This is a genomic window from Streptomyces sp. NPDC086023 (assembly GCF_044540325.1).
Lineage (GTDB): Bacteria > Actinomycetota > Actinomycetes > Streptomycetales > Streptomycetaceae > Streptomyces.
Map to the genome: position 1 here is coordinate 154008 of NZ_JBITRX010000012.1, position 19913 is coordinate 173920.

A 19913-nucleotide genomic window follows, 5' to 3' on the forward strand; every position below is an offset into this window, starting at 1 on the left:
TGCAGGGGAGGGTGTGCCTCTTGCCGTACGGCTTAGGCTGTGCGGAACCAGCCAGATCCAGCAGGGGGCTACCGCCATGACGACAGGTCGGCTCGGGCAGCAGGCCGCGCCACCCAACGCCGCGTACGCCGGGCAGCTCGTGCAGTTTCCGGACCCGGTCCGGCGCTCGCGGCATCCCGAGGGCGTGCGGATGGACGGGGACGGTCACCCCGACTTCTCCCCGTACGCGCGTGCGGCGACGGAGATCGCAGAACCGCCGGAGGGGTTCGGTGTCGACGAACTGCGGCTGACGGACTACGTGTCGGCGAACGCCGCGATGCACGCGTCGGGTCACGAGCTGTGGGACACGGTGCCCGCGGTGGCGACTCCGCACGGCTGGACCTGGCACCACGTGGCGGGCTCGCGCCGTCTGGAGCTGGTGCCGGTGGAGGTCAAGGCGCTGTTGCGGCACCATGCGGGGCTCGTGACGGCGGCGGTGGACCACACGAAGCGTGGGACGCGGCCGTTGCAGGAGGTGCGTCCGGTGCACCTGGGGCTGCCGAAGTCGGCGTTGTCGGTGACGGAGCAGCAGGTCCAGGGCGTGGAGGAGGATCTGGGCTACCGGCTGCCGGAGGCGTACCGCTCCTTCCTGAAGGCGGCGGGCGGTTGTGCGCCGGTGGGCGTGGGTCTGGATCCGGAGCTGGGGCTGCTGGTGGACCAGCCGTTCTTCACGGTGCGGGACGAGGCCGCGGTGAACGATCTGGTGTACGTCAACAAGTGTCTGCGGGACCACCTGACGAAGGACTACCTGGCGGTGGCGTTCGTGCAGGGTGGTCTGGTCGCGGTGAAGGTGCGGGGCGAGGCGTCGGGGTCGGTGTGGTTCTGCCCGTACGACGACGCGCGTGACCGGGACGGCTGGTCGGTGCAGGAGCGTACGGAGCGGTTGCTGCTGCCGTGCGGTGCGGATTTCGACGCGTTCCTGGAGCGGCTCGCGGGCAACCCGCCGGAGCTGGAGACGGTGGCGGGTCTGATGGTGGACGGCGGCTTCGCGCGTGTTGTCCCGGTGGAAGGGTAGTTCCGGCGATGGTGACGTTCGCGCAGGCGCAGGAGCGCGCGGAGGAGTGGGTCAACGGTGACGTGCCCGCGTATCAGCACCGGGAGGTGAGGGTCCGGGAGTTCGGGCTCGGCTTCGTGGTGTGGGCGGAGGACCGTCCCGGGGTGCCGGTGTCCGGTGGTGGCCGTCAGCGGCTGGTGATCGCTCGGGACAGTGGTGAGGTTTCGCTGTGGCCGGGGTTGCCGGTGGGTGAGGTGATCCGCCGGTACGAGGAGGAGTACGGGGCTGCGCCGGTGGCGGGGCCGGAGGCGTCGGTGCCGCCGCAGCGGATCGATTCCGAGGCGACCTCGTTCATGCTGAGTCCGCCGGAGTGGTTGCAGGAGGCGGCGGACCGGGCGGGGATTCCGGACAACCGGGCGGGGGCGGCGGGGTCGTCGTCGGCCGGTTCGGGTGGTTCCCCGGCGGAGGCCGGTGCTTCTGCCGTTCCTCCGGTTCCTTCTGGTTCTTCTGGTCCTTATGTTCCTCCGGTGTGTCCGGCGCCGCCGGCTCCGGAGGTTCCGGTGGTGCCGCCGGTTCCTTCAGCCGCTCCGGCTGCCGGTGACGGTGCTGCGGGTGCCGGTGCTGCCGCTGCCGCGTCCGGTGCCGAGGGTGCGGGTGCCGGGCCGGCCGGCGCGCCGCGGGCCGGTGGCTCGCTGCGGCTGTCGTCGTCGGGTGCCGGGCCGGCGCCGGACGCGCCGCCGGCGGTTCCGCTGCCGGGCACGGTGGTGCTGGGTGCGCTGGGCGGGCCCGGTGGTGACGCGTACGAGCCGACCGCGTCCGAGGGTGTGCCGGCGGACGCCACGCCGTGGGCGGGCACGGACGTGAACCAGGGCTCCGAGGACGCCTCCGTGCCGTTGCCGGCGACGGTGTTCGCGCCGCCGCTGTCGGGTACGGACGCGGACGACGCTCCGCGTTCGGGTGCCGAGCCCGAGGCGAAGACCACGCTGATGGCGGGCGGCAGCCAGCTGCCGAAGACCGCTGTGGCGCCGGCCATCGACGCGGGCGCGCCGCGTCCCCAGGACATCGCCGACGCGGCCACGAGCAGGGCCCCGGTGAACCCGCCCGCGCCGCAGGTGCCGCCGGGGCCGCCGTCGGCGCCCGCCGGTCCGGGTGCTCCCGGTGCTCCCGGTACGCCGGGTGGCGAGGCGCACCACGCGGCCACGATGCTGGCAGGTCCCGGTGTGGTTCCGCCGCCCGGCCCGCCCGCGCCGCCCGGTGCTCCCGGTGCCGGTGCGCCCACGCCTCCCGGTCCGCCGGCGCCGCCCGGTGCTCCCGGTGCGCCCGGCGGTGACGCGCACCATGCGGCGACGATGCTGGCCGGCCCCGGTGTCGTACCGCCTCCCGGTCCGCCGGCGCCGCCCGGCGCTCCCGGTGCGCCCGGCGGTGACGCGCACCACGCGGCGACGATGCTGGCCGGCCCGGGCGTCGTACCGCCTCCCGGTCCGCCGGCCGCTCCGGGTGGTGACGCGCACCATGCGGCGACGATGCTGGCCGGCCCCGGTGTCGTACCGCCTCCCGGTCCGCCGGCCGCTCCGGGCGCGCCCGGTGGCCCCGGCACCCCGCCCGGCGGTGTGCACCACGCGGCGACGATGCTGGCGGGCCCCGGTGTGGTCCCGCCGCCCGGGCAGCCGGGAGCGCCGCTGGGCCAGCCCGCGGCCGGGCAGCCCCCGCAGGCTCCGCCGCCGGCGCCCGGTGTGCCCGTGGTGGGTCCGGGCTACCAGGCGGTGCTGCGCTACCGCGCGCCCGACGGCTCCGAGCAGCAGCTGATCCGGCGTTCGGCGCCGGGTACGCCGCACCCGGAGTGGCAGATCCTGCACGAGCTGCGGGCGATGAACGTGCCGCCGCAGCAGGTGCTGGAGCTGCACACGGAGCTGGAGTCCTGCGAGCTGCCGGGCGGTTACTGCGCCCGGATGATCCGGGAGACCTGGCCGCAGGTGCGGATCACCAGCGTGGCGCCGTACGGCAAGGACCACGCGGGCCGGCAGGCCGGGATGCACCACCTGCTGACCCACCAGGGGGAGCTGCACCAGGTGGCGGACGGTCCGGCGCGTCCGGCGCCGCAGCGGGCTCCGCTGCCGGCCGGGATCCAGACGCTGCCCGCGATCCCGATGGAGGCCATCGGGCAGGAGCTGGCGGGCGTCTTCGGTCCGCAGGGCGTGTTCCGGTTCGAGCCGGCCGCGGTGTCGCGGCAGGGTGTGCCGGAGGTCGTAGCGCAGACGCTGGTGATGGCGGGTCTGCCGGTGGACTTCGGGCCGTTCTTCTGGGCGCAGGCGGTGCCCGGGCAGCCGGTGCCGACGCTGGCGGAGCTGGCGGCGCAGCGCGGGGTGCCGGCGGCTTCGGACGCGGCCTCGTACCTGGTGGTCGGCAGTGACTTCGGCAAGGCGCTGTGTGTGCAGTACGGGACGGCGAACATAGTGGCGGTGCCGGTCGAGGCCGGTCCCGGCGGTGCGCCGGTGCCCCCGCAGTTCGTGAACTCCAGCCTGCCGCAGTTCGCGCGGTCGCTGGCGATGCTGGGTCACATGTGGCGGCTGCGGATGCACCTGACGCCCGAGCAGGCGGGGCGCTGGACGGTGGACTTCCAGGCGCAGCTGGCGGCGCTGGACGGGGCGGCGCTGGCGTCGCCCGAGAGCTGGTGGTCGGTGCTGCTGGAGCAGATGTGGGACGGGCTGCTCTGATCGGCTGAGTGCCCGGTGACGGCCGGGGCGGGATCCTCGCGGATCGCGCCCCGGCCGTCCGTTTTTCGGACTGTCCTCCTGCTGTCGGCACGGCGAATTCCGGCTTCTGGCGTCAAATGACGCATCCTTGACCGGGAGAGGTGGGCGGAGTGTCGCGTTATGAGCGGATCTCCGCCATGCGTGAGAGCCGTGTCCGAGCGGCCTCCGAGTCGTCCGAGAGGGGCTTCCGTCATGAGCGCAGCCGTGTCAGCGCAGGGTTTCGCGACCGTACGCGGCCGCGGCTACCGGGTGGAGCAGGTGGACCGCTACGTGGCCCGGCTCGGCGCGAGCCGGGACGAGGCGTGGGAGCGGGCGGCCCGGCTGACCGTGCTGGCGCGGGAGATGGAGGAGGACGCGGAGCGGTTGCGGGCCGCGGTGGAGCGGCTGGCCCCGCAGACGTACGACGAGCTGGGCGAGCGGGCGCGGCGGATCCTCTCCCTGGTGGAGGAGGAGGCCGCGGAGGTGCGGGCGGCCGCGCGGGAGGACGCGGCGGCGCTGCGGGACGCGGCCCAGGCGCACGCGGAGCGGGTGGCCGGGCTGGCGGAGCAGGACGCGGAGGCGGTGCGGCAGCAGACGGAGGTGCGGGCCCGGCAGGCGCTGCTGAGCGCGCAGCGGACGGCCGACGAGGTGCGGGGCGCGGCGCGGGAGGAGGCGAAGGCCCGGCGCCGGGAGTCCGCGGAGGCGCTGGCGGAGATGCAGCGGCGGGTGGACGCGGTGCTGGCGGATCAGGAGGGGGAGCAGGCGGAGCGGTGGGAGGCCGCGGAGCGGGTGCTGCTGGAGCGGGAGGCGGAGCTGGAGGCGCGGCACGCGGAGCTGGCGGCGTACGCGGAGGGCCGGCTGGCGGAGGCGAAGCGCGCGTACGCGGAGGCGGAGGAGACGGCCCGGCACGGGCAGGAGGATGCGGAGGCGCGGGCGGCTGAGCTGCTGGCGCAGGCGCGGGTGCAGGAGGAGCGGATCGGGCGGGAGACGGACCGGCTGCTGCGGGAGCACACGGAGTGCCAGGAGGAGATGCGTGCCCACATGACCCATGTCCGCAACAGCCTGGCCACCCTCACGGGCCGGGCCCCGGCCGAGGGCTGATCGTTCCCCTCCCCGCCGTCCCCGGCCGGGTCAGGTGGCCGGGGGGTAGGGGAAGGGTTCGCTGCGGAGGCCGGTCGGGGTGGTGACCACCAGGGTGGTGGGGGTTTCCGTGCGGGGGGCCGGCAGGAGGAGGCGGCCGTTCTCCAGGTGGGCCTGCACGGGGGCGTCCGCGCCGACCGACACCTGGGCGTGCTCCGGGAAGCCGCCGCCCTCGATGACCAGGGACTCGCCCTGCCGGCTGACGCCGGTGACCACCGGGTTGGGCCTGGGGGTGGCCTTGTTGGCCAGGTAGGCGGCGGCGGGGGCGGCGGTGAGGAGCCAGACCTCGTCGGGGAGCCTGGGCAGGCCGGCCGCCACGTCCATGGCGAAGAGCACCACCACGTAGAGCATGGCGACGGCGTTGAAGAGCACGTACTGGAGGTCCAGCAGGTCGGTGCGGCCGGCGTCGTTGCTGATCGCCTCCCGGAAGCGGGCGGGCGTGCCGCTGGGGGCCTTGGTCATGCTGCCGGTCTTCAGGCGGCCGCCGACCACCGCCTTGGCGGCGATCATGGCGACGAACGGGCCGCCGAGCAGCTCCAGGTAGGTGGGGCTCAGCGGGGCGAGGGGGCCGGTGGCGGCGGCGCCGGGCGGGGTGAAGTACGCCAGGCCCTTGCCGGTGGCGACGGCGTAGCCGAGCAGCACCAGCAGCATCCAGACCAGGACCGCGGTCCAGGCGAAGGCCAGGGTCAGGGAGGTGGAGACGCGGCCGTCCCGGCCGGTCACCACCGCGGGCCGCTTCCACACGACGAGCGCCGTGCCGGCGAGCGCCGACGCGCCCAGCACGGTAATGATCAGTTTCACCGTCAACCCCCCGATTCCCTACGGGTGATGGTGTACCCCGTAAAGGTGACGGGCGCCAGGTTACGTCCCGCGCGGCGCGGCGCGGAGTGGAGTGATGTGGGGGGGCGGTGCCGTCGTACGGACCCGCCCCGTACCACCCGTACCACCCGTACCGCGCTCAGTCCCCCGCCCGCGCCGCCGGCTTCGCTCCCGTGTCCGCCAGGAACTCCAGGAGGACCTCCGCGAGCCGCTCGGGCTGGTCCTCGGGCACCAGCGTGGAGGAGTCCTCGATCTCGACCAGCCGCCCCCGCGGGCACAACTCGGCGAGCCGGCGCCCGTGGTCACGCGGCATGAGCCGGTCCTCGGTGGCCCACACGACCAGGACCGGGCGGTCGAACCCGCGCAGCCGCTCGCTCCAACAACCGGGCCAAGGCCCGCGTGAAGGTCGCACGCGCCCACCGGCCTATTCCTGCCGGAGTTCGGGGAGGACGGGGAAGCGGCGCGGGGCCACGAACAGCAGGATCAGCAGGGCCGCCACGGCGGCTGCGGCGGCGCCGAGGTGGACGTGCTCGACGGCGACGGCGACGGACTCGCGCAGGTACGCGGCGGCGTCGCCGGGGAGGGCGTCGGGGCGGGTCAGCGCCTGGGCGGCCCCGTCGAGGTCCGCGGGCAGCCCGGGTACGGGAGCTCCGGCGAGCCGGGCGGCGATGGTGGCGTTGGCGACCGCGCCGAAGAGGGCGGCACCGACGCTCTGGCCGACCTGGCGGCAGAACAGCACGGAGGCGGTGGTCGTCCCGCGCTCGGCCCAGCCGACGGTGGACTGCACGCCGACCATCAGCGGCAGCTGGAAGAGGCCCAGGGCACCCCCGAGCAGCAGCATGATCAGTGCGGGCTGCCAGGGCTCGGCGGGGTGGGGCAGGAGCAGGAAGGACGACAGGATCAGGGCGGCGAGCGCGACGCCCAGGGCGGCGGTGTTGCGGAAGCCGACGCGGCGGTACACGTGCTGGCTGAGGGCGGCGGTGATGGGCCAGCTGAGGGTCATCACGGACATTACGAGGCCGGCGGAGATGGGGTCGAGCCCGAGCGCGGCCTGGGCGTAGGTCGGTACGAAGACCATCGGGGCCACCATCAGGAGGCCGAGGGCGCCCATGGCGAGGTTGACGGCGGCGATGGTGCGGCGGCGCCAGACCCAGCCGGGCAGGATCGGTTCGGCGGCCCGTCGTTCGACGTAGACGGTGACGGCGGCGAGGACGGCGCTGCCGCCGAACAGGGCGAGGGAGGGCGCGGAGAGCCAGGGCCAGGCGACACCGCCCTGGACGAGGGCGGTCAGCAGGAGCCCGCCGCAGGCGAAGACGGCGAGGGCGCCGGCCCAGTCGACGCGGGGGCGGGGGCCGGCGGGGCGGGCGGGCTCGTGGAGGCGGCGGGCACAGAGCCACACGGCGAGGGCGCCGACCGGCAGGTTGATCAGGAAGATCCAGCGCCAGTCGGTGTAGGCGGCGAGCAGTCCGCCGACGGCGGGGCCGGCGACGGCGGAGGTGGCCCACACGGTGGAGAGGCGGGCCTGGATCCTCGGGCGTTCCTTGAGCGGGTAGAGGTCGGCGGCCAGGGTCTGGACGGTGCCCTGGATGGCGCCGCCGCCCAGGCCCTGGACGACCCGGAAGGCGATCAGGGCGGCCATGTTCCAGGCGGCGGCGCAGAGCAGGGAGCCGACGAGGAAGAGGGCCATGCCGCCGATGAGCACGGGCTTGCGGCCGTGGGTGTCGGCGAGCTTGCCGTAGACGGGGAGGGTGACGGTGACGGCGAGGAGGTAGCCGGAGAAGAGCCAGGAGAAGACGGAGAAGCCGCCGAGGTCGCCGACGATCTGGGGAACGGCGGTGGCCACGATGGTCCCGTCCATGGCGACCAGCGCCATCGCGAGCACCAGCGCCGCCACGGGCCTCCGGCCGGGTTCTCGCCCGGGGCCACCCCCGGCACCCGGCACCGTGCCGACACCCCGCGGCCCCCTGCCGCCACCGGCACCGACGGTGCCAGCTGCACCGCTCGCACCGGCCGAATCGGTCTTGCCGCCCGCGCCGGCCGTACCGACGCTGCCGCCCGTGCCGGGCGGGCTGACCGTGCCGGGATCTGCGGGTCCGCCGGCCTTCGCGGCCGCACCGGCCGCACCGGCCGCACCGGCCCCCGCGGGGTCAGGGGCGGGCAAGTCGCTCGCCCCCGTGCCGTCGGCGCTCGCGCCGCCGGCACCCACGTCCCCGGCGTACGCGTCGCCCGGCTTCTCCCCGCTGGCCACCCAAATCCTTTCACCGTGCACCTATCTGCCGCCCCACACCTTCTCATCACCGCACCGGGCCGGGGAATCCCTGAGGGCGCCTCCGTCTCAGGGCCGGTGTCCCCTAGGGGGACCTCCGTACTCGGAGCCAGGGGCCGTTCGTCCCGACGGAGGACGAGCGCCGCGGATCCGCGTCCTTAACTGGTTCCTACGAGGGGATCGCGCCACCAGGGGGGTGGGGCTAGCCCCCGGGTGAAGACGCCGAAGGGCACCAGCGCGCGGGACCCGCGCCGCGGAACAGACTCGTACGTCCGGCCGGGAGCCGGCCGGAATCGACTGAGGAGAAGAACCGTGACAACGGCTGTGACCAATCCCAGGCACGGGGGTACGGGCGGGCTTACGGCCGTCGCGGCACGGGCGCGGCAGGTCGTGAAGGCGTACGGCTCGGGCGAGACCCGGGTCGTCGCCCTGGACCACGTCGACGTGGACATCGCCCGCGGCCAGTTCACCGCGATCATGGGCCCTTCGGGCTCCGGCAAGTCGACCCTGATGCACTGCCTCGCCGGCCTCGACACGGTGACCAGCGGTCAGATCTTCCTCCAGGACACCGAGATCACCGGCCTGAAGGACAAGAAGCTGACCCAGCTGCGCCGGGACCGCATCGGGTTCATCTTCCAGGCGTTCAACCTGCTGCCGACGCTCAACGCCATCGAGAACATCACGCTGCCGATGGACATCGCGGGCCGCCGGCCGGACGGCGAGTGGCTCAAGCGCGTCGTGGAGACCGTCGGCCTCGCCGACCGGCTCAGGCACCGGCCCACCCAGCTGTCCGGCGGCCAGCAGCAGCGCGTGGCGGTCGCCCGCGCCCTGGCCGCCCGCCCCGAGATCATCTTCGGTGACGAGCCGACCGGAAACCTGGACTCCCGGGCCGGTGCGGAGGTGCTCGGCTTCCTGCGCCGCTCCGTCGACGAGCTGGGCCAGACCATCGTGATGGTCACCCACGACCCGGTCGCCGCCTCCTACGCCGACCGCGTCCTCTACCTCGCCGACGGCCGGATCGTGGACGAGATGTTCAACCCCACCGCCGACCAGGTGCTCGACCGCATGAAGGACTTCGACGCGCGCGGGCGGACGTCATGACCGTGCTCAAGACCTCGATGCGCAACTTCCTCGCGCACAAGGGGCGGATGGCGCTCTCCGCCGTCGCCGTGCTCCTCTCGGTCGCCTTCGTCTGCGGCACGCTGGTGTTCACCGACACCATGAACACCACCTTCGACAAGCTCTTCGCGGTCAGCGCCGCGGACGTCACCGTCAGCCCGAAGAACGCCGAGGGCGGGGAGGAGACCCCGCAGCGCGGCAAGCCCGAGTCCCTGCCGGCCTCCGTCGTGGCCAAGGCGGCCAAGGCGCAGGGCGCCGAGTCCGCGGAGGGTGTCGTCTTCTCCACCGCGGTGACCGTGGTCAACGCGGAGAACGAGAACATGGGGTCCACCACCGGGGCCCCCACCATCGCCGCCGGCTGGAACTCCAACGAACTGCGTTCCATGGAGATCACCTCCGGCAACGCCCCGCGCGGCCCCACCCAGGTGATGGTCGACGCCGACACCGCCGACAAGCACGGCCTCCGGATCGGGGACGAGCTGCGCACCATCGCCGTCACCGGCGACGTCCGCGCGAAGATCTCCGGCATCGTCTCCTTCAAGGTGACCAACCCCGGCGCGGCCGTGGTCTACTTCGACACCCCCACCGCCCAGCGGGCCCTGCTCGGCAGGACCGGTGAGTTCACCCACGTCAACGTCGTCGCGAGGGAAGGCGTCTCCGACGAGCAGCTGAAGAAGGCGGTGGCCGCCGAACTCGGCTCCGGCTACAAGCTGCTGACCGCCGAGGAGTCCGCGGACGAGGGCCGCGAGGACATCGGCTCCTTCCTCGACGTCATGAAGTACGTGATGCTCGGCTTCGCCGGGATCGCCTTCCTCGTCGGCATCTTCCTGATCTTCAACACCTTCTCCATGCTGGTCGCCCAGCGGACCCGCGAGATCGGCCTGATGCGCGCCATCGGCGCCGGCCGCGACCAGGTCAACCGTTCCGTCCTCGTCGAGGCCCTGCTCCTCGGGGTCGTCGGCTCGGTCCTCGGTGTCGGCGCGGGCGTCGGTCTGGCCATCGGCCTCATGAAGCTCATGGGCCAGATGGGCATGAACCTCTCCACGGACGACCTGACCGTGCTGTGGACCACCCCCGCCGTCGGCATGTTCCTCGGCATCGTCGTCACCGTCGTCGCCGCGTACGTCCCGGCCCGCCGGGCCGGCAAGGTCTCCCCGATGGCCGCGCTGCGCGACGCCGGCACCCCCATGGACCGCAAGGCCGGCGTGGTACGGGCCGTCCTCGGCCTGCTCCTCACCGGCGCCGGCGCCGCGGCCCTGTACCTGACGGCCACCGCCGACGCGGCCGGCAAGGGCTCCCTCTGGCTGGGCCTGGGCGTGGTACTGACCCTGATCGGGTTCATCGTGATCGGCCCGCTGCTGGCCGGGGGCGTGGTGAAGGTGCTCTCCGGCGTGGTCCTGCGGCCCTTCGGCTCCGTCGGCCGCCTCGCCGAGCGCAACGCCCTGCGCAACCCGCGCCGCACCGGCGCCACCGGCGCCGCCCTGATGATCGGCCTGGCCCTGGTGGCCTGCCTGTCGGTGGTCGGCTCCTCGATGGTGGCCTCCGCCACGGAGGAACTCGACCGCTCCGTCGGCGCCGACTACATCGTCTCCTCCCAGATGGGCCAGCCGGTGATGCCGCAGACCGAGGCCGCCATGCGCAAGGTCGAGGGCCTGGCCCACGTCACCGCGTACCGCGGCGTGGACGCCAAGGTCACCTCGCCCGACGGCAAGACCGTCAAGGAGAGCCTCAGCGCCACCGACCCGACCTACGCCGAGGACGTCCGCCGCGAGATGGTCGCCGGCAAGCACGCCGACGCCTACGGCACGGACGCCATCGCCGTCGGATCGCTCTACGCCGACGAGCACGGGGTCAAGGTCGGGGACCGGCTGAAGGTCGCCTTCGACGGCGGCCGCACCGCCTCCCTGCGGGTCGCCGCCATCGCCTCCGACAGCGGGAACCTCGACAAGGGCGTCATGTACGTGGCCACGGCCACCGCCGAGCGCTACCTGCCCGCCGACCGGATGCCCCGCCCGTTCATGCTGCTCGCCAAGGCGGAGGACGGCACCGCCGACACCACGTACGAGCAGCTCAAGACGGCCTTGGCGGCGTACCCGCAGTACAAGGTGCTCGACCAGGCCGACTACAAGCAGGACCTGAAGGACCAGGTCGGCCAGCTGCTCAACATGGTCTACGGCCTGCTGGCCCTCGCGATCATCGTCGCGGTGCTGGGCGTGGTGAACACCCTGGCCCTGTCGGTGGTCGAGCGGACCCGGGAGATCGGCCTGATGCGCGCCATCGGCCTCTCGCGCCGCCAGCTGCGCCGCATGATCCGCCTGGAGTCGGTGGTCATCGCCCTCTTCGGCGCCCTGCTGGGGCTCGGACTGGGCATGGGCTGGGGGGCCGCCGCGCAGAAGCTGCTCGCACTGGAGGGGCTGAACGTGCTGGAGATCCCCTGGCCGACCATCCTCACGGTGTTCGTCGGCTCGGCCTTCGTCGGCCTGGTCGCGGCCCTGGTGCCGGCCTTCCGGGCGGGCCGGATGAACGTGCTGAACGCCATCGCGAGCGAGTAGCGGGCGGCGGTACGCGTACGCGCCACGGGCCCCGTGCCCGCCGGTCCACGGCGGGCACGGGGCCCCGCCCCGTCTCCGGCCTCCGGCCCGCCCGCCTCCGGCCCGCCCCGTCTCCGCCCCGGCGCCGACCGGCTAGCCGCCGGCCCCGCTGTGCTTCAGCAGGACGTACCCCGACGCCTGGCCGAACAGCGTGAAGGTCTCGCCCGGGTGCAGCTTCGCCGCGTACTCGACCGGGTTGCCCGCCCAGCCGGAGTCGTTGTTCAGGGCGATCCAGTCGGGCACCACGCCCCGGGTGTCGCCGATCCAGAACACCCGGCAGCGCGAGACCAGCCGCGCGATCGGGCCCACGTCCGCCTCGACGCTCGCGCCGTCCGGGATCCGGGCCAGGAGCTCCTCGGCCTCCGTCACCCGCTCGCTCTTCCGGTACGTCGGCGCCTCCGTGAGGGCGGCGAGGGGCTGGTGGGGGGTGAGTGCGAGGGCGGCCGCCGCGACGGCGACGGGCGCGTGGAGCGCGTACGAGCGCAGCCACGGCCGCGGGGAACGGCGGGCGGCGTCCGCCGCGTCGACCAGGGCCAGGGCCAGCACCGGCATCAGCACGGCGTTGTAGTGCCAGTCCGTCGACCAGTAGTGCTCCTCGCCGGACAGGAACCGCCAGCCCAGCGTCGGCAGCAGGACCAGCAGCAGCGGCGAGCGCAGGGCCAGCAGCCCGGTGGTGGGCACCAGGATCCACAGCAGGGTGCGGATCTTGGTGTCGAGGCCGTCGAGGGGGCCGTGGGAGGCGAGCTTGTCCCAGTAGCCGTAGTCGCCGCCGGTGTTGAAGGCGGGGATCACGACGGTGAACACCAGCAGTGCCGCGGCCAGCCCGAAGACGGCCGCGCCCAGCGCCCACCAGGCGGCCCGGGGGTCGGTGCGCCGGGCCCGGAGTGCGACCAGCAGCGCGATGGCGGACAGCGTGACGCCCAGGTCCTCCTTGACCAGCACCAGGGGCAGCGCCCACCAGAGCGCGGCCCGCCAGCGGTGTGCGAGCAGGGCCTCCAGCGCGAAGGCGATCAGGGGGACGGCGAAGCAGATCTCGTGGAAGTCGAAGTCGACGGCCCGCTGGACGCCCCAGGAGAGGCCGAACGCGACCCCGACCGCCGTCCCGCGGGCGCGGCCCAGCAGCCGGCCGGCGGCCCGGGTGACCGGCAGCACGGCCAGCGCGAACAGCGCGGCCTGCGCCACCAGCAGGGTCACCGGGGTCGGGAAGACCCGGTAGAAGGGGGCGAGCAGGGCGGTGACGGGACTGAAGTGGTCGCCCAGGATGTGGCTCCCGGGGCCCTTGAGGTCGGCGATCGGCGCCTGGAGGTGCGCGTACCCGCGGATCGCCTGCTCGAAGATCCCCAGGTCCCAGGAGAGGGTCTCCATCCGGCGGAACCGCAGGACGGACTGGAGCGCGTACGCCACGAAGAACGCGCAGGCCAGCAGGTACGGGCCCCGGTCCCGCCGACGGGCGGCGGGCGGGCCGTCCTCGGGGGACCGGGGCCCCGGTATCCGGACGCCAGGCGCGGCCGGGGCGGCTGCGGGCGTCGCCGTCTCGGCGTCGGTACGCGGGGGAGTGGTCAAGGCGGGTCCTGTGGGTCGGCGGCGGGCCAGGGGCCGACCCGGAGGACGGGTACGCGGGGCATCCGGTTGCACCCGCACCCACGCGTCCCCGCCGCGCGGCTGCCGCCCACCCTACGTCGCCGCCTCGCGGGCCCCGCCCGCGCGGCCCGTGCCGGCCTCCGTGCCGGCCTCCGTACCGGACGCCGTCAGGCGGAGAGGACCGCCACGTCGTAGCGGGGGATGTGCTTGTCCCGCGTGACGAGCGTCAGCCCTTCTGTCTGGGCCTGGGCGATCAGTATCCGGTCGAACGGGTCGCGGTGATGGAACGGGAGCTGAGCCGCCCGGATTCCATGCTGACCCGTGATCGGCAGCGGCCTCAGCTGACAGTCCCGCGCGCGTTCCGGCAGGTCCTCAGGTCCCTCCAGCTTCCCGAGGGCCTGCTTGACGGCCAGTTCCCAGGGGGTGACCGCACTGATGTAGGCGAGCGACTCCGTGTCGAGCAGCTCTTTGATCTCGTCCGAGAGCTGTGGGGAGTCGAGCAGCCACCACAGGACGACATGGGTGTCGGCGAGGAGCTTCATGCGTCGGAACCGCCGAATCCGTGCGCGTCCGCGGAGTCGTCGAGGCCGAAGGCCGCGGCGAAGCCCGCGTCGTCGGAGAGGTCGTCGAAGTCCTCGTGCAGGACGACCGGCTCCGTGAGGGAGCCACGCGCCGTGCGCCGGACCTTGTGGGGAAGCGGGATCACCTTCGCCACCGGCTCACCGGACTTGCTGATGATCACCTCCTCGCCCGTGGCCACGGCCTCCAGGATCTTCGAGAAATGGGTCTTCGCCTCGTGGACGTTGTACTGCCGGGCTGCTGCCATGGCGGCCTCTCACGACAGGGGTGGACTAAGCGCTGGACTTAGGCTAGCCCGAACGGCCTGATCGTGGCCAGCTCCCTCGCTCTCCCGAGTGACCGGAATCCCTCGCCGGGGTGACCGTACGGCGGTTCGCGAGGACCGTGTGACCCGTGAGACCAGAGGCGGTGTCCCCCGTGCCGTCGTAGGCTGGGGGCACCGGCCCCGCCGGCGCACCCGGCCCGTATGACGTGTCGGGTCCTTCGCGTTGCCCTCACTCGGACACCCGGACGGAAAGCCCCCTTCATGAGCCTGCACGGTCTGCTCGACGCCGTCATCCAGGACCCCGCGCTGGCCGAGGCCGTCAAGGCGGCCACCGACGGCCACCGGACCCACGTCGACCTCGTCGGCCCCCCGGCCGCCCGGCCGTTCGCGATCGCCGCGCTGGCCCGCCGTACCGGCCGCACGGTGCTCGCCGTCACCGCGACCGGCCGCGAGGCCGAGGACCTGGCCGCGTCCCTGCGCTCCCTGCTCCCGCCGGACGGCGTGGTGGACTTCCCCTCCTGGGAGACGCTGCCGCACGAGCGGCTCAGCCCCCGCAGCGACACCGTCGGCCGCCGGCTCGCCGTGTTGCGCCGGCTCGCCCACCCCAGCACGGACGACCCCGCGGCCGGCCCCGTGAGCGTGGTCGTGGCCCCCATCAGGTCGGTGCTCCAGCCGCAGGTCAAGGGGCTGGGCGACCTGGTCCCCGTGGCGCTGCGCAGCGGCGGCACCGCCGACCTCGGCGAGATCACCGAGGCGCTGGCGGCGGCCGCGTACGCCCGGGTGGAGCTGGTCGAGAAGCGCGGCGAGTTCGCCGTGCGGGGCGGCATCCTCGACGTGTTCCCGCCCACCGAGGAGCACCCGCTGCGCATCGAGTTCTGGGGCGACGAGGTCGAGGAGATCCGCTACTTCAAGGTCGCCGACCAGCGCTCCCTGGAGGTCGCCGAGCACGGCCTGTGGGCCCCGCCCTGCCGCGAGCTGCTGCTCACCCCCGAGGTGCGCGAGCGGGCCGCTGCCCTGGCCGAGGCCCACCCCGAGCTGGGCGAACTGCTCAACAAGATCGCCGAGGGGATCGCCGTCGAGGGTATGGAGTCGCTCGCCCCGGTGCTCGTCGACGACATGGAGCTGCTGCTGGACGTGCTGCCGAAGGGCGCCATGGCCGTGGTGTGCGACCCCGAGCGGGTGCGCACCCGGGCCGCCGACCTGGTGGCCACCAGCCAGGAGTTCCTCCAGGCCTCCTGGGCCGCCACCGCGGGCGGGGGCGAGGCCCCGATCGACGTGGGCGCGGCCTCCCTGTGGGGCATCGCCGACGTCCGGGACCGCGCCCGCGAGCTGGGCATGCTCTGGTGGTCGGTGTCCCCGTTCGCGGCCGGCGAGGACCTCTCCGACGAAACCCTCAAGCTCGGCATGCACGCCCCCGAGGCCTACCGCGGCGACACCGCCCGCGCGCTGGCCGACACCAAGGGCTGGCTCGCCGACGGCTGGCGCACCGTCTTCATCACCGAGGGCCACGGCCCGGCCAGCCGTACCGTCGAGGTGCTCGGCAACGAGGGCATCGCGGCCCGGCTGGAGGCCGACCTCGGCGCGATCGAGCCCTCCGTGGTGCACGTGTCCTGCGGCTCGCTCGACACCGGCTTCGTCGACCCCGGCCTGAAGGTCGCCGTCCTCACCGAGACCGACCTGACCGGCCAGCGCACCGCGACCAAGGACCTGGGCCGGATGCCGGCCCGGCGCCGCAAGACCATCGACCCGCTGACCCTCCAGGCGGGCGACTACATCGTCCACGAGCAGCACGGCGTCGGCCGCTACATCGAGATGGTGCAGCGCACCGTCCAGGGCGCCACCCGCGAGTACCTGCTCGTCGAGTACGCGCCGGCCAAGCGCGGCCAGCCCGGCGACCGCCTCTACATCCCGACCGACCAGCTGGAGCAGGTCACCAAGTACGTCGGCGGCGAGGCGCCCACCCTGCACCGGCTCGGCGGCGCCGACTGGACCAAGACCAAGCAGCGGGCGAAGAAGGCCGTCAAGGAGATCGCGGCCGACCTGATCAAGCTCTACAGCGCCCGCATGGCGGCCCCCGGCCACACCTTCGGTCCGGACACCCCCTGGCAGCGGGAGCTGGAGGACGCCTTCCCGTACGCCGAGACGCCCGACCAGCTCTCCACGATCGCCGAGGTCAAGGAGGACATGGAGAAGTCGGTCCCGATGGACCGGCTGATCTGCGGCGACGTCGGCTACGGCAAGACCGAGATCGCGGTCCGGGCGGCCTTCAAGGCGGTGCAGGACGGCAAGCAGGTCGCCGTCCTGGTGCCCACCACCCTCCTCGTCCAGCAGCACTTCGGCACCTTCTCCGAGCGCTACAGCCAGTTCCCGGTGAACGTGAAGGCGCTGTCCCGCTTCCAGACCGACACCGAGGCCAAGGCCACGCTGGAGGGGCTGAAGGAGGGATCGGTGGACGTGGTCATCGGCACCCACCGCCTCTTCTCCTCCGAGACGAAGTTCAAGGACCTGGGCCTGGTCATCGTCGACGAGGAGCAGCGGTTCGGCGTCGAGCACAAGGAGCAGCTGAAGAAGCTGCGGGCCAACGTCGACGTGCTGACGATGTCCGCGACCCCGATCCCGCGCACCCTGGAGATGGCGGTCACCGGCATCCGCGAGATGTCGACCATCACCACCCCGCCGGAGGAGCGCCACCCGGTGCTGACCTTCGTCGGCCCGTACGAGGAGAAGCAGATCGGCGCGGCCATCCGCCGCGAACTCCTGCGGGAGGGACAGGTCTTCTACATCCACAACCGGGTCGAGTCGATCGACCGGGCGGCCGCCCGGCTGCGCGAGATCGTGCCCGAGGCGCGGATCGCCACGGCGCACGGGCAGATGGGCGAGAGCCAGCTGGAGCAGGTCGTCGTCGACTTCTGGGAGAAGAAGTTCGACGTGCTGGTCTCCACCACGATCGTCGAGTCCGGCATCGACATCTCCAACGCCAACACCCTGATCGTCGAGCGCGGCGACAACTTCGGCCTCAGCCAGCTGCACCAGCTGCGCGGCCGCGTCGGCCGCGGCCGCGAGCGCGGGTACGCGTACTTCCTGTACCCGCCGGAGAAGCCGCTGACCGAGACCGCGCACGAGCGGCTGGCGACCATCGCCCAGCACACCGAGATGGGCGCGGGCATGTACGTGGCGATGAAGGACCTGGAGATCCGCGGCGCGGGCAACCTGCTCGGCGGCGAGCAGTCCGGCCACATCGCGGGCGTCGGCTTCGACCTGTACGTACGGATGGTGGGCGAGGCCGTGGCGGACTACCGGGCGTCGCTGGAGGGCGGCGTCGAGGAGGAGCCGCCGCTGGAGGTGAAGATCGAGCTGCCGGTCGACGCACACGTGCCGCACGACTACGCGCCCGGCGAGCGGCTGCGCCTCCAGGCGTACCGCGCCATCGCGTCGGCCAACTCCGAGGAGGACGTCAAGGCGGTCCGCGAGGAGCTGACCGACCGGTACGGCAAGCTGCCGGAGCCGGTGGAGAACCTGCTGCTGGTGGCCGGCCTGCGGATGCTGGCGCGGGCCTGCGGGGTCGCCGACATCACCCTCCAGGGCAACAACGTCCGCTTCGGGCCGGTGGAGTTGAGGGAGTCCCAGGAGCTGCGGCTCAAGCGGCTCTACCCGGGCTCGGTGCTCAAGCCGGCCACCTCGCAGGTCCTCGTGCCGCGGCCGAAGACCGGCAAGATCGGCGGCAAGCCGCTGGTCGGGCGGGAACTGCTGGCGTGGACCGGGGAGTTCCTGACGCAGATCCTGGGATCTTGACGCGCCGGAACCGCCCGCGCTCCGTGCGGGCGGTTCCGTACGTCTGCGGTCCGTGTCAGGGCGGACGCAAGGCCTACCTGGTCGGGTCGTCGTCGATGCCGAGCTTCTCCTCCACCTGCTGCTGGGCCTGGTCGACCTGCCCGGTGTACTTTCCGCCCGTCTTCTCGTTGACCTTCTGCTCCACCGCGTCGGAGGCCTGCTTGCCCCTGCCGCCGTGCAGCATCTCCCTGGCCTTGTCCATGATCCCCATGTGAGGGCTCCTTCCGGTTTCCCGAATGAGACGGTACGCCCGTTCGGAGTGGTTTGCCTGTTGAGGGGGTGATTGTCATGTACTGCGCGCCGTCTAGGATCTGGCGTCATGCATAGAACCCCTGCTTCCGCCGCCTTGTTGCTGGCCTGCGCCCTGGCCGTCTCCGGCTGTTCCGGGGCGAAGCCCTCCGAACCGGACGGCGGAGCCGGGGGAAGCGGCGGCGGGGGCGACGCGGCGGCCACCGCCCTGCGGGCCGTGGACACCCTCACGGTCAAGGGCCGGGCGCCGAAGAAGGGGTACTCGCGGGACGAGTTCGGCAAGGGCTGGCTGGACACCAACGCCAACGAGTGCACCACCCGGGACGACGTGCTCCGGCGCGACCTGGTGAACACCCGCTTCAAGGGCGACGGCTGCCGGGTGACCTCCGGCGTGCTGAAGAAGGACCCGTACGGGGGCAAGCGCCTGAAGTTCGAGCGGGGCGACTCGAACGTGGACATCGACCACGTGGTGGCCCTGTCCGACGCCTGGCAGAAGGGTGCGGGCAAGTGGGACCGCGCCAAGCGCATAGCCTTCGCCAACGACCCGCTGAACCTGCTGGCCGTCAGCGCCTCGGCCAACCGCCGCAAGGGCGACGGCGACGCGGCGAGCTGGCTGCCGGCCAACCGTGCCTTCCGCTGCCCGTACGTGGCCACGCAGGTGGCGGTGAAGAAGAAGTACGAGCTGTGGGTCACGGCGGCCGAGCGCGACGCGATGCGGCGGGTCCTGGAGGACTGCCGGGCCCAGACCCTCCCGTCCGGCGGCACCCCCACCCGCCCGCCGGGCAAGTACCGCTAGAACGGCCGCCGGACGCGGCCGCCGGTCGTCCGCCGGGGCCTAGGACTTCTTCCAGTCCTTGCAGCCCGCGGTCTTGAAGTACGCGTCCTTCGCGGTGATCGTCACCACGGCGCTGCCCGAGGCGTTGTCGTTCGCCGCGATCGAGTCGATGCCGTGCTCGGCGTCCTTCGCGCGCTCCCAGTAGCACTGGTCGTCGCTGTTGCCGGTGGACCGGTACGTGCCGGGCGCGATGTCCGTGCCCACCTTGTACATGCCCCCGTCGCCCTTCATCGCGGTGGCGGGGGTGCCGGCGGCCTTCGGGTCCACCGCCTCCCAGTCCTTGCAGCCGGTGGACTTGAAGATCTTGTCGCTCGCCTTCACCTCCACGTAGCTCGTGCCCGTGACGTTGTCGTTGGCGATGATCGAGTCGGCCTCGCCGCTGGAGTCCTTGGCGCGCTCCCAGTAGCACATGCCGTCGGTGTTGCCCGTGGTCCGGTACAGGCCCGGCTTGAGGTCGGAGCCGACCTGGAAGTCGCCGTCGCCGCCGAGCGCGGCCTTCCTGGCGCCGCCGGTCTTCTTCTTCGCGTCCTTCTTGGCGTCCTTGCTCGCGCCCTTGTCGGCGCCGGACGAGTGGCCGGTCTTCCTGCCGCCCGAGGATCCGTCCGTACCCGTGTCCGTGCACGCCGTGAGGGCGATCAGCGCCGCCGCGGCGCCGAGTCCGGCGAGCACCTTGCGGGCCGACCGGCCGTGACGGGGGCGCTGGTCCTGCTGCATGTTCTGGCTCATGACGATGTGTGCCTTCCTGCGTTCGGATTCCCTTGCGACGAACGGCATCACAGCAGATCGTTGTGAACCGAGTCAACGCGATTCACAAGGATTCCATGATTCACGCCGTGAAGGGATCCGTGTCGCGTGTACGGGTATGCTCGGCCG

Annotated in this window: 14 protein-coding genes and 1 pseudogene; 7 read left to right on the forward strand and 8 right to left on the reverse strand. The window is 73.1% G+C overall.

What is annotated here, in order from left to right:
- Nucleotides 1–76 precede the first annotated feature (76 nt).
- The 3 genes from ACIF6F_RS23915 (at nucleotide 77) to ACIF6F_RS23925 (ending at nucleotide 4866) form a co-directional block, all read left to right on the forward strand.
- Nucleotides 77–1054, forward strand: coding sequence for an SMI1/KNR4 family protein (locus tag ACIF6F_RS23915; protein WP_399949897.1), 978 nt, complete (start codon nucleotides 77–79; stop codon nucleotides 1052–1054).
- A gap of 8 nt (nucleotides 1055–1062) precedes the next feature.
- Nucleotides 1063–3747: an SUKH-4 family immunity protein gene (locus ACIF6F_RS23920; protein WP_399949900.1), complete on the forward strand. Its 2685-nt coding sequence runs from the start codon at nucleotides 1063–1065 to the stop codon at nucleotides 3745–3747.
- A gap of 231 nt (nucleotides 3748–3978) precedes the next feature.
- On the forward strand, nucleotides 3979–4866 hold the full coding sequence (locus ACIF6F_RS23925; RefSeq protein ID WP_399949903.1) for a cellulose-binding protein: 888 nt from the start codon (nucleotides 3979–3981) through the stop codon (nucleotides 4864–4866).
- Nucleotides 4867–4896: 30 nt separating this feature from the next.
- Here ACIF6F_RS23925 and ACIF6F_RS23930 read toward each other — a convergent pair whose 3' ends face one another.
- The 3 genes and pseudogenes from ACIF6F_RS23930 to ACIF6F_RS23940 all read right to left on the reverse strand — a co-directional run bounded on the left by ACIF6F_RS23930 (nucleotide 4897) and on the right by ACIF6F_RS23940 (nucleotide 7618).
- The gene (locus tag ACIF6F_RS23930) at nucleotides 4897–5706 is read right to left on the reverse strand and encodes a hypothetical protein (protein ID WP_399949906.1); all 810 of its coding nucleotides are present in this window, start codon (nucleotides 5704–5706) and stop codon (nucleotides 4897–4899) included.
- A 157-nt stretch (nucleotides 5707–5863) separates the two neighbouring features.
- A pseudogene (locus tag ACIF6F_RS23935) lies at nucleotides 5864–6103 on the reverse strand (alpha/beta fold hydrolase); the annotation flags it as partial.
- A 45-nt stretch (nucleotides 6104–6148) separates the two neighbouring features.
- A complete protein-coding gene (locus ACIF6F_RS23940; RefSeq protein WP_399950199.1) occupies nucleotides 6149–7618 on the reverse strand; it encodes an MFS transporter in 1470 nt (489 codons plus the stop codon).
- Between the two features lie 684 nt (nucleotides 7619–8302).
- Here ACIF6F_RS23940 and ACIF6F_RS23945 point away from each other — a divergent pair.
- Together ACIF6F_RS23945 and ACIF6F_RS23950 are read left to right on the forward strand one after the other, a co-directional pair.
- Nucleotides 8303–9091 (forward strand): ABC transporter ATP-binding protein, encoded by a 789-nt coding sequence (locus ACIF6F_RS23945; RefSeq protein WP_399949909.1) that lies wholly within the window; start codon nucleotides 8303–8305, stop codon nucleotides 9089–9091.
- Nucleotides 9088–11661 (forward strand): ABC transporter permease, encoded by a 2574-nt coding sequence (locus ACIF6F_RS23950; protein WP_399949912.1) that lies wholly within the window; start codon nucleotides 9088–9090, stop codon nucleotides 11659–11661. Before ACIF6F_RS23945 ends, ACIF6F_RS23950 begins: the two co-directional genes overlap by 4 nt.
- 132 nt (nucleotides 11662–11793) lie before the next feature.
- On the opposite strand, the gene ACIF6F_RS23955 is transcribed toward ACIF6F_RS23950, so the two are convergent.
- The 3 genes from ACIF6F_RS23955 to ACIF6F_RS23965 form a co-directional block, all read right to left on the reverse strand.
- On the reverse strand, nucleotides 11794–13263 hold the full coding sequence (locus tag ACIF6F_RS23955) for a DUF2079 domain-containing protein (protein ID WP_399949915.1): 1470 nt from the start codon (nucleotides 13261–13263) through the stop codon (nucleotides 11794–11796).
- Between the two features lie 185 nt (nucleotides 13264–13448).
- A complete protein-coding gene (locus tag ACIF6F_RS23960; protein WP_399949918.1) occupies nucleotides 13449–13823 on the reverse strand; it encodes a type II toxin-antitoxin system VapC family toxin in 375 nt (124 codons plus the stop codon).
- Nucleotides 13820–14107 carry a type II toxin-antitoxin system Phd/YefM family antitoxin gene (locus ACIF6F_RS23965; protein WP_399949921.1) on the reverse strand — a complete coding sequence of 96 codons (288 nt, stop codon included), beginning with the start codon at nucleotides 14105–14107 and terminating at the stop codon, nucleotides 13820–13822. The genes ACIF6F_RS23960 and ACIF6F_RS23965 overlap by 4 nt, the downstream gene beginning before the upstream one ends.
- A 279-nt stretch (nucleotides 14108–14386) precedes the next feature.
- Here ACIF6F_RS23965 and mfd point away from each other — a divergent pair, with 279 nt between their 5' ends.
- Entirely contained in the window at nucleotides 14387–17917 is a 3531-nt protein-coding gene (gene mfd / locus ACIF6F_RS23970; RefSeq protein ID WP_399949924.1) for a transcription-repair coupling factor, read from the forward strand.
- Nucleotides 17918–17990: 73 nt separating this feature from the next.
- On the opposite strand, the gene ACIF6F_RS23975 is transcribed toward mfd, so the two are convergent.
- Complete coding sequence (locus ACIF6F_RS23975) at nucleotides 17991–18167, reverse strand: antitoxin (RefSeq protein ID WP_399949927.1); 177 nt, start codon at nucleotides 18165–18167, stop codon at nucleotides 17991–17993.
- 108 nt (nucleotides 18168–18275) lie between these two features.
- On the opposite strand from ACIF6F_RS23975, the gene ACIF6F_RS23980 reads away from it, so the two are divergent.
- Nucleotides 18276–19001, forward strand: a complete 726-nt coding sequence (locus ACIF6F_RS23980) for an HNH endonuclease family protein (RefSeq protein WP_399949930.1) — start codon at nucleotides 18276–18278, stop codon at nucleotides 18999–19001.
- A gap of 39 nt (nucleotides 19002–19040) precedes the next feature.
- On the opposite strand, the gene ACIF6F_RS23985 is transcribed toward ACIF6F_RS23980, so the two are convergent.
- Nucleotides 19041–19766 (reverse strand): hypothetical protein, encoded by a 726-nt coding sequence (locus ACIF6F_RS23985; protein ID WP_399949933.1) that lies wholly within the window; start codon nucleotides 19764–19766, stop codon nucleotides 19041–19043.
- Nucleotides 19767–19913 lie beyond the last annotated feature (147 nt).